The organism is Paenibacillus sp. 203, assembly GCF_037027525.1.
GTDB lineage: Bacteria > Bacillota > Bacilli > Paenibacillales > Paenibacillaceae > Paenibacillus > Paenibacillus polymyxa_B.
Map to the genome: position 1 here is coordinate 1 of NZ_JAXCHD010000032.1, position 1,865 is coordinate 1,865.

Annotated in this window: 1 protein-coding gene; it reads right to left on the reverse strand. The window is 48.1% G+C overall.

The features are described from left to right. On the reverse strand, window positions 1-1,865 hold a 1,865-nt coding region (locus WA407_RS26160; RefSeq protein WP_336078728.1), incomplete at both ends, for a condensation domain-containing protein.

The window sequence follows — 1,865 nt, forward strand, 5'->3', positions numbered from 1 at the left end:
TCTTCAACACAAACATGCGGATTGAGCGAAATTTGCTCCAGCAGGCGTGCAAAATGCCCATACAGACGCTCAATACCTGCTTGATCAAAGCTGAGCGTGTTATACATAAAACGAATCTTGATGCCTTCACCCGGCATAACGACGACGTTCAGATCATAGTTGGTTGCCTCTGTAGACACCACGTTCGAAATCGTAAATTTTTCCTGTCCATCACTGCCCAACTGCTCTACCTGCTGCTCCACCGGATAATTTTCAAATATCATAATATGATTGATTAAATCCTGTTTCTGCTCGGTCAGTGCTTGAATTTCATACAGCGGGAACGCATCGTAGGCATTGGAAGCCAGCGCCTGCCGTTGTGTTCGTTTCATCAGCTCGACAAAGGTTTCACCTTGTTCAGACTGCACGCGCACTGGAATCGTGTTAATGAATAGCCCAATCATGTGCTCCACACCTGGAATATCCCCTGGGCGACCGGACACAACGCTGCCGAACACAACATCCGAACTGTTATTATATTTTTGCAACAAGACGCCCCATACCGTCTGAATCAGCGTATTGATCGTCACCTGATTTTGCTTCGCCACTTGTTCGATCTGGGCAACCAGCTCCGGCTGGAATTCGCAATCCAGATCTTCAGCAACATATTCCCCGGTGTGCATCGATTTAGGCTGTATTTTTTGCTGCGGGAGCGTAATTTGCTGCTCATAATCTTCCAGATATCTGCTCCAGTACTGCAGGGCCGCCTCACGGTCCTGACGTTCCAGCCATTCAATAAATCGACTGAACGGCGTAACAGGCTCCAGTACGGGCTTATGACCCGCACGCAGTGCCAGATAGCTGCCGAATACCTCCTGTGTCATAAAGGACAAGCACCAGCCATCCATCAAAATATGATGGAAGCTCCAGATAAAGTGATATGTTTCATCCCCGGTTTGCAGGATCGAAATACGAATGAGTGCATCCTCTGCGAGATTGAATCCTTTCGCTTTATCGGCAAGGGTAAAAGCCTCAACACGCGCTGCTCGTTCTTCTTTTTCCAGTCCGCGCAGGTCTTCATAGTACAACTCTCCGCTGCGATTGCGGAAAACGACCTGCACAGGCTCATCCTTCCAGGAGTTGATAAAGTTCGTCCGCAATGCCTCATGACGCTGTACGAGCAGATCAAAGCTTTTGCTGAAAGCAACCACATCAAACCGTCCATTCCATTCAAAGGAGGCCTGCTCAAAATAAGCTGCCGAACTCTCATCCATTAGACTGAAGAAGAGCATACCCTTTTGCATCGGCGTCAAAGCATACACATTTTCTAGTTCACCCATATCTTGTGTATCTTTCACCAATTGCTCCAGCTCGTCCAGCGTTACATGTTTTAACAAGACATCACTTGGGGTCAACACCGTTCTCTCTTGGGCTACACAATGATGAATGACTTCACTCAAGCCGGATGCTAGCAGCTCTCCCAGCCGTTCAATCGTTTCATGACGGAACTGCGTTGTGCCGTAGCGAATAGTGAACATCAGCTCCCCATCCTCGATTAATCCATTGATATCTAGTGCAAAATCCATAGCCGCGTTCGTGCTAACAGGCACACCAATGGAATAGGAGGAAGACACCAGATCGTTGCCTTTATAGTCCTGATCGAATTGGCCCAGATAGTTAAAACTGATCTCAGGCTGCGCCTGTAACTGCACGCCTACTTTCTCCAGCACATTCATATCTGACAGGTAGCGTAAAATACCATAACCGATGCCTTTTTGCGGAATATGACGCAGCCCTTCCTTAATCCGTTTGATCAGACGAGCCGTATTTCCCCCTTGTCCCAGACTTCCATCCAGTACAACCGGGAATTGGCTCGTAAACCAGCC